This window comes from Cellulosimicrobium sp. 22598, from assembly GCF_052044445.1.
Lineage (GTDB): Bacteria > Actinomycetota > Actinomycetes > Actinomycetales > Cellulomonadaceae > Cellulosimicrobium > Cellulosimicrobium cellulans_G.
In genome coordinates, this window is the sequence record NZ_JBQEMZ010000025.1 from 48,018 (window position 1) to 55,120 (window position 7,103).

Consider the following 7,103-nt stretch of genomic DNA (forward strand, 5'->3'; position numbering starts at 1 on the left):
GTGGGTCGGGCGGACGCGCACGCGGCGTCGTCCGTCGAACCTACGCCATCGTAAGTTACGCGAGCGTAGGTTCGCGAGCCCTCGTCGCGCCGCGGGTGTGAAGATCCTGGGCAGGGCCGTGCGCGGTCGCGGGCGCCCTGCCGTCCGGACGCTCCGGAGCGGTAGCGTGTGCGGGTTCGGCCCGCGCGTCCCGACCAGGGACCAGCCCGCCGGGCGACACCCGTCCTTCCACCGTCGAGGAACCGTCGTGCGCCTGCCCCGCCCCGTCTACGGACTCTACGAGCGTCGCCTCGCCGCGACCCTCTCGCACGAGAGCGTGCCCCGCCACGTGGGCGTCATCCTCGACGGCAACCGGCGCTGGGCGCGCTCGTTCGGCGAGTCGACGGCGACCGGGCACCGTCGCGGTGCCGACAAGATCGCGGAGTTCCTCGGCTGGAGCGAGGACCAGGGCGTCGAGGTCGTCACGCTGTGGATGCTCTCGACCGACAACCTCTCGCGCTCCCAGGAGGAGCTCTCCGCGCTGCTCGACATCATCGAGGACGCGGTGCGCGACCTCGCCGACTCGGGCCGCTGGCGCCTGCGGGTCATGGGCCGCCTCGACCTGCTGCCCGAGCGCCTCGCCGGCGCGCTGCGCGAGGCGCAGCAGCGCACGGCCTCGGTCGACGGGCTCCAGGTGAACGTGGCGATCGGCTACGGCGGGCGACACGAGATCGCCGACGCGGTGCGCTCCTACCTCCGCGAGCAGGCGGCCGCGGGCGCGCGGCTCCAGGACCTCGCGGAGAACCTCGACGTCGAGCACATCGAGGAGCACCTGTACACCAAGGGCCAGCCGGACCCGGAGCTCGTCATCCGCACGTCGGGCGAGCAGCGCCTCGGCGGCTTCCTGCTGTGGCAGAGCGCCCACTCCGAGTTCTACTTCTGCGAGGCGTACTGGCCGGACTTCCGGCGCGTCGACTACCTGCGCGCGCTGCGCGCCTACTCCCAGCGCGAGCGTCGCCTCGGCCGCTGAGCCGGCTCCCGACCCGGTAAGGTCGATGCGAACGCATCGATCGAGCCGTCCGGGGGTGTCATGGTCGAGCAGGGCCGGCGCGAGGACGAGCCCGTCACGGCGCCTGGTCACGGGAGCCCGCGGCTCGCCGTGGAGACGTGGGAGTCGCTCTTCCGGGCGCAGGTCACCGTCATGCGCCGGCTGCAGGCCGACCCGGTCTGGGACGGCCTCACCCTGCGCGAGTACGACGTGCTCTTCTCGCTCACCAAGGGCCCGGACGAGGGGATGCGCCTGCGCGACCTCAACGTCTACATCCTGCTCAGCCAGCCGTCGCTGAGCCGCATGGTCGACCGGCTCGCGACGCGCGGCCTCGTCGAGCGGACGTCCGCGCCCGACGACGCGCGCGGCACGCTCGTCCGGCTCACGCGGGCGGGCCGGGACCTCCAGCGGGCGACCGGGCGCGCGCACGCGCGAGCCATCGCGACCTACGTGGGCGGGGCGCTCGACGACGACGATCTCACGACCCTCGGCGAGCTCCTCGAGCGGTTGCGCGCGGCCCAGCAGACGATCCCCGACGTGGTGCGCGAGGCCGTCCCCGAGCCACCGGCGGACGGGCGGCGTCCGTGAGCGCTGTGGCGGGGAACACGTCCGGTCCGTCCGTTCCCGGGCGGACCGGGAGGTCCCGCGCTGCCTAGGATGCGAAGCGTGTCCTCAACGCCGAGCACCATCCAGACCGGTTCCCCGCAGCGCCCCGACGGCCCGCTGCGCGTCGTCGTCGCGCCCGACTCGTTCAAGGGCAGCCTGAGCGCCGCGGACGTCGCGCACGCCGTCGCCGCCGGGGTGCGCGGCGTCGTCCCCGACGCCGAGGTCGTCGAGCTGCCCATGGCCGACGGCGGCGAGGGCACCCTCGACGCGCTCCTCGCCGTGTGGGGCGTACCGGCGCGCGAGGTCGCGACCGTCGACGCGATCGGGCGTCCGCGCACCGCGCGGTACGGGGTCTCCGCCGACGGGCGGCTGGGCGTCGTGGAGCTCGCGGAGGCGAGCGGCCTGCCGCAGGTGAGCGACGTCGCGCTGCAGCCCCTGCACGCGCACACGCTCGGCACGGGCGCGGCGGCCGCGGCCGTGCTCGACGCGGGCGTGGACGAGGTGATCGTGTGCCTCGGCGGGTCGGCGTCGACGGACGGCGGCGCGGGCATCCTCACCGGCCTCGGCGCGCGGCTCCTGGACGCCGCCGGGGACCAGGTGCCCGACGGCGGCGAGGGGCTCGCGCGGGTCGCGCGCCTCGACCTGTCCGGGCTGCACCCGCGCGCCCGCGACGTGCGCTGGCGCCTCGCGGTCGACGTGACCAACCCGCTGCACGGCGAGCGCGGCGCGGCGCACGTGTTCGGCCCGCAGAAGGGCGCCCAGGAGGCCGACGTCGCGTTCCTCGACGACGCGCTGCGCCGCTGGGCAGGGGTGCTGGTCGAGGAGGCCGGGTTCGACGTGTCCGAGCTCGCGGGGGCGGGCGCGGCGGGCGGCGTGCCCGCGGCGATGGTCGGCGTCCTCGGCGCGGAGCTCGAGCCCGGCGCGCGGCTCGTCGCCGAGGCCGTCGGGCTGCCGGACGCGATCCGCCGTGCGGACCTGGTCGTCACGGGCGAGGGGTCGTTCGACTCGCAGTCGGTCAACGGCAAGGTCGCCGACGCGATGGGCGCGCTCGCCGCCGAGGCACCGCACCGTCCGCCGGTCGTCGTCCTCGCGGGGCGCGTGCTGCTGCCGGCGCACCAGGCGCGCGACGCCGGCATCGCCGCGGCGTTCAGCATCGCCCCCGGCCCCATCGAGCTCGACGAGCTGCTCGACCGGACGGCCTCTCGGCTCACCGACCTCGCCGCGACGGTCACGAGCCTCCACGTCGCCTCGCGGCGCTGACCGCCGCTCCGGGGCGGGGCTCGAGCCCGAGGTCCGCGCCGCCGGCGTCACCGCCGGGGCCAGGTCCACGGCGGCTGGTCGAGCGGGCCCTCGCGCCCGGCGACCGTCGTCTCGCCGAACGGTGAGCGGACGAGCTCGACCTCGAGGAGCTCGTCGGAGCCCGGCAGGTCGGCCGTGCCCGACGCCGTCGCGTCCCGCAACGCCTCGACGAGCGGCGTCGCGTGGGTCACCACGACGACCTGCGTCTCCCGGGCCGCGGCGTGCACGAGCGTGCCGAGCGCGGGCAGCAGGTCCGGGTGCAGGCTCGTCTCGGGCTCGTTGAGCACGAGGAGCTCGGGCGGGCGCGGCGAGAGCAGCGCGGCGACGAGGAACAGGTACCGCAGCGTGCCGTCGCTCAGCTCGGCGCCCGTGAGGGGTCGCAGCAGCCCGTGCTGGTGGAGGGCGATCTCGAACCGTCCGTCGTCGGCGTGCACCGCGAGCCGGCTCCCGGGGAACGCGCGGGACACGGCGGCGTCGAGCTCGTCGCCGCGGCCGAGGTCGCGGACGGTCTCGAGCGCGGCGGCGAGGTCCGCGCCGTCGTGCGCGAGGACCGGCGTGCGGGTGCCGACCTGCGGCGCGCGCGCCGGGGCGCCGGCGTCGGTGCGGAGCTGGTCGTAGAACCGCCACGAGCGCAGCGTTTCCCGCACCGCGACGACCTCCGGCGCGCCCACCGGGTCGACGAGCTCGGTGAGCACGCTGTCGAACGACCGGAGCCGGGCGGGGGTGGAGACCCAGCGTCCGGCGTCGTCCCGCACGCGGACCGCGGGCCCGCGCCGCTCGACCTGGAGCGTCGCGGGACGCGGGGAGGGACCGGACCAGACCGTCTCGACCTTGATCTCGGGGTCGAGCCCGAACGCCGACCCGGGGTGCTGCGGGAGCCCCAGGTCGACGGCGTAGCCGAGGTCGCCCGGTGCGCCGCCCGCGAACCCCAGCCGCAGCGCGACGGGCGCGGTCCGCCGCGTGCCCTGCACCGGGCCACCGTCACGCAGCGCGCGGCTGCCGCCCTGCTCCGGCCCGGCCCACAGCGTCGAGCGCAGCCCGCCCTCGCGCGCGACCGCCCCCACCGCGCCCCCGAGCGCGCACTCCGCGAGCAGGCGGAGCGCGCGGTACAGGCTCGACTTCCCGGTCCCGTTGGCCCCGGTCACGACCGTCAGCCGGTCGAGCGGCAGCACGAGGCTGCGCAGGGAGCGGTACCCCTCCACGGCGATCGTCGCGAGCATCGTCACCTCCGCCGCGCACGCTACGCGTGGCCTCCCACGCGGGCGTGGCCGGGCGCCGCGGACGCCCGTACCCGAGGTTGCGGGCACCCGCATCCAGGAATGCGGGAATGCGCGTCCGGGAATGCCGGAATCCACGTCCGGAAATGCCGAGACCAGCGTCACCACGACGCACCTGGACGCATTCCTCGGGCGCTTTCTAGGCTGCTTTCTCGTGGGAATTCTCGAGCTCGCGGTCGTCGCGGTCGCGCTCGCGGCGGACGCGTTCGCCGTGGCGCTCGCGCAGGGCACCCGGATGCGCCGCCCGACGTGGCGCGAGACCGCGCGCGTCGCGGTCCTCTTCGGCCTCTTCCAGGCGCTCATGCCGCTCGCCGGCTGGGCGCTGTCCACGTGGTTCGCCGACGCGGTCTCCGGCGTCGCGCCGTGGATCGCCTTCGGGATGCTCGCGTTCGTGGGCGCGCACATGGTCAAGGAGGGCCTCCAGGACGAGGCCGAGCACGCCGTCGAGCACGTGGAGGGGTCGGCGGACGAGCGGGCCGCCGGCGGGGAAGCCGGGACGCCTGGCGCGCCGGCCGCCGTCGCGACGCTCGCGCTGCCCGTCACCCGCCCCCGCGTGGCCTACCGGGTGCTGCTCCCGCTGGCGATCGCGACCTCGATCGACGCCGCCGCGTCGGGCGTCACGTTCGCGGTGCTCGGCGTCCCGATCCTGCCCGCGGTCGTCCTCGTGGGCGCCGTGACGCTCGTGCTGTCCGCCCTGGGGGTGCGGATCGGCGCCCGTGCGGGCGAGCGCCTGGGCCGCTGGGCGACCGTCGCGGGCGGCGCCGTGCTCGTCCTGCTGGGCGTGCGCATCCTGCTCGCACACCTCCTCTGACCCGCCGACCCGCTGTGGGCGGGGATCAGTCCGTGATCGCGAAGGCGTCGATCTCGACGAGCATCTCCTCGCGCGGCAGGCCCGTGAAGACCGTGGTGCGGCTGGGGAGCACGCCCTTCGTGGTGTGCTGCGCGACGAACGCGCCGTAGGCGTCGTTCATGATCGGGAAGTCCTCGCGCTTCGTGAGGTAGACGCGCAGCATGACGACGTCGTCGAACGTCGCGCCGGAGGCCTCGACGATCGCCCGCACGTTCTCGAGCGTGCGCGTGGTCTGCGCGGCGACGTCACCGGGGTACAGGTACTCGTTCGTCGCGGGGTCGACGGGGCCCTGGCCGGAGACCTGGACGAACGGGCCCTTGCGCACGCCCTGGTGGAACGTGTGGGCGGGCGCCGGGGCGTCGGGGGTCGAGATCGCGGTCTTCTCGCTGGTCATGGTGTCCTCTCGGTCGTTCGGGGGTCGCGGGGGGTGAGCGTGGTCTCGGGCGATGGTCAGAGGTCGACGGTCGCGAGGTCGACGACCTCGTCGCCGCGCACGACCGCCGCCACGCGCCAGCGGTCGAACGTCGTGCACGGGTGGGAGATGCCGAACCCGACGACGTCGCCCGGGCGGACCTGGGCGGTCGCGGGGCCGGTCACGTGGCTGGCCCCGGCCTCGCCGGCGTCGAGCGCGAGGTAGAGGTGCTGGTCGTTGAGCGCGGTGACGCGCGTCCCGGCGAGCTCGCGCGCGGGCAGCCAGCCGTCGTCGGACTGCGTGCGCAGCCACAGCGCGACGGGCAGGTCGATGTCGAACGACACGTCGCGGCGCCCGATGCCGCAGATCGCGAGACCCGGCTCCGGGACGGACAGCACCTGGCCCCAGACCGTCGCGGCGCCCCGGAGCTGCTCTGCGCCGGGGATGCGGCTCCACGGGTCGGTGCGCGAGTAGAAGCCGTGGTCGTGCGTGACGTAGGCGCCCGAGCGCACGACGACGCGGACCTCGACCTCGCGGCCGTCCGCGCCGACGACCGGCCCGGGCAGCTCGGCGAGCACGACGTCGAGGAACGAGCTGCCGCCCGCCGACAGGACGAGCGGCTCGTCGACGCCCGCGAGGCCCTCGCGCACGAACGTCGCGCCGAGGTCGCGCAGCCCGTCGCACCACGCGGCGACGGCGGCGAGCTCGTCGTCGCTCGTGCCGCCCGCGACCGAGCCCTCGTACCCGGTGACGCCCAGCAGCCTCAGACCCGACGCCCGCACCGCGCGCGCGAGGTCGAGCGCGGCCGCGGTGCTGCGCACGCCCGTGCGCCCGCCCGGGACGCCGAGCTCGACGAGCACGCCGACGCGCGCCCGCACGGCGGCGGGCGCGTCCGCGAGCCCGCGCGCGAGGAGGTCGACGCCGTGCGGCGAGTCCACGCACAGCCATACCTCGTCGGGGGAGCCGTCGACCACACCGGTCAGGTCGTCGCGCAGCCAGGCGATCTCGCGCGGGTCGAGCAGCTCGTTCGCGAGCAGCACGCGCGGCACGCCCCAGTCGCGCACGGTGCGCAGCTGCGACGGCGTCGCGACCGTCGCCCCCCACGCGCCCGCCGCGGCCTGGCGCGCGTAGAGCGCGCGCGACATCGTCGTCTTCACGTGCGGCGCGTGCTCGACGCCGCGCTCCGCGCACACGCGCGCGACGACGCCGACGTTGTGGTCGAGCGTCGCGTCGTCGAGCGTGAGCAGGGGCCAGGAGAACGCGCCGTCCGTGACGCGTGGCGAGCCCGCGAGCACGTCCGCGACGGTCGCCGGGGCGTCGAGCCGCAGCCCCTTGGTCCGGGGCCCGACGACGTCGCCCGCCCAGGGTCGGTCGGGTGCGGGACGCGCGGCGTCGTCCGTCGTGCCGGTCATGTGGTCCTCCTCGGGAGTGGGGCTCTCGTGCTGGACGGGGCGGGCACGCGGGTCACGCCGACCGCACGCCGGTGCCCGGGCGCAGCGGCCGGCCCGGCAGGGCGGTGGTGAGCCTGCCGTCGCGCAGGACGGGCACGCCCGCGACGAGCACGTCGTCCACGCCGGACGCCGGGCGGCGTGGTTCTTCGTAGGTCGCTTCGTCGCGGACCTGGTCGGGGTC

General features: G+C 76.1%; 7 protein-coding genes. 4 read left to right on the plus strand and 3 right to left on the minus strand.

The features are described from left to right. Nucleotides 1–247 precede the first annotated feature (247 nt). The 3 genes from ACTJIY_RS19375 to ACTJIY_RS19385 all read left to right on the plus strand — a co-directional run bounded on the left by ACTJIY_RS19375 (nucleotide 248) and on the right by ACTJIY_RS19385 (nucleotide 2,893). A complete protein-coding gene (locus tag ACTJIY_RS19375) occupies nucleotides 248–1,009 on the plus strand; it encodes an isoprenyl transferase (protein ID WP_253053055.1) in 762 nt (253 codons plus the stop codon). A 60-nt stretch (nucleotides 1,010–1,069) separates the two neighbouring features. Continuing rightward, nucleotides 1,070–1,615: a MarR family winged helix-turn-helix transcriptional regulator gene (locus ACTJIY_RS19380; RefSeq protein WP_253053057.1), complete on the plus strand. Its 546-nt coding sequence runs from the start codon at nucleotides 1,070–1,072 to the stop codon at nucleotides 1,613–1,615. A 69-nt stretch (nucleotides 1,616–1,684) separates the two neighbouring features. After that, entirely contained in the window at nucleotides 1,685–2,893 is a 1,209-nt protein-coding gene (locus ACTJIY_RS19385) for a glycerate kinase (protein WP_374614998.1), read from the plus strand. 47 nt (nucleotides 2,894–2,940) lie between these two features. On the opposite strand, the gene ACTJIY_RS19390 is transcribed toward ACTJIY_RS19385, so the two are convergent. Then, the gene (locus ACTJIY_RS19390; RefSeq protein ID WP_440675190.1) at nucleotides 2,941–4,152 is read right to left on the minus strand and encodes an AAA family ATPase; all 1,212 of its coding nucleotides are present in this window, start codon (nucleotides 4,150–4,152) and stop codon (nucleotides 2,941–2,943) included. Between the two features lie 211 nt (nucleotides 4,153–4,363). Between ACTJIY_RS19390 and ACTJIY_RS19395 the strand changes: the two genes are divergently transcribed. Continuing rightward, nucleotides 4,364–5,020, plus strand: a complete 657-nt coding sequence (locus tag ACTJIY_RS19395; RefSeq protein ID WP_440675191.1) for a manganese efflux pump MntP — start codon at nucleotides 4,364–4,366, stop codon at nucleotides 5,018–5,020. Between the two features lie 25 nt (nucleotides 5,021–5,045). Here ACTJIY_RS19395 and ACTJIY_RS19400 read toward each other — a convergent pair whose 3' ends face one another. Together ACTJIY_RS19400 and ACTJIY_RS19405 are read right to left on the minus strand one after the other, a co-directional pair. Beyond that, on the minus strand, nucleotides 5,046–5,453 hold the full coding sequence (locus ACTJIY_RS19400; protein WP_087469635.1) for a RidA family protein: 408 nt from the start codon (nucleotides 5,451–5,453) through the stop codon (nucleotides 5,046–5,048). Between the two features lie 56 nt (nucleotides 5,454–5,509). Further along, on the minus strand, nucleotides 5,510–6,883 hold the full coding sequence (locus tag ACTJIY_RS19405; RefSeq protein ID WP_440675192.1) for an alanine racemase: 1,374 nt from the start codon (nucleotides 6,881–6,883) through the stop codon (nucleotides 5,510–5,512). Between the last annotated feature and the right edge of the window lie 220 nt (nucleotides 6,884–7,103).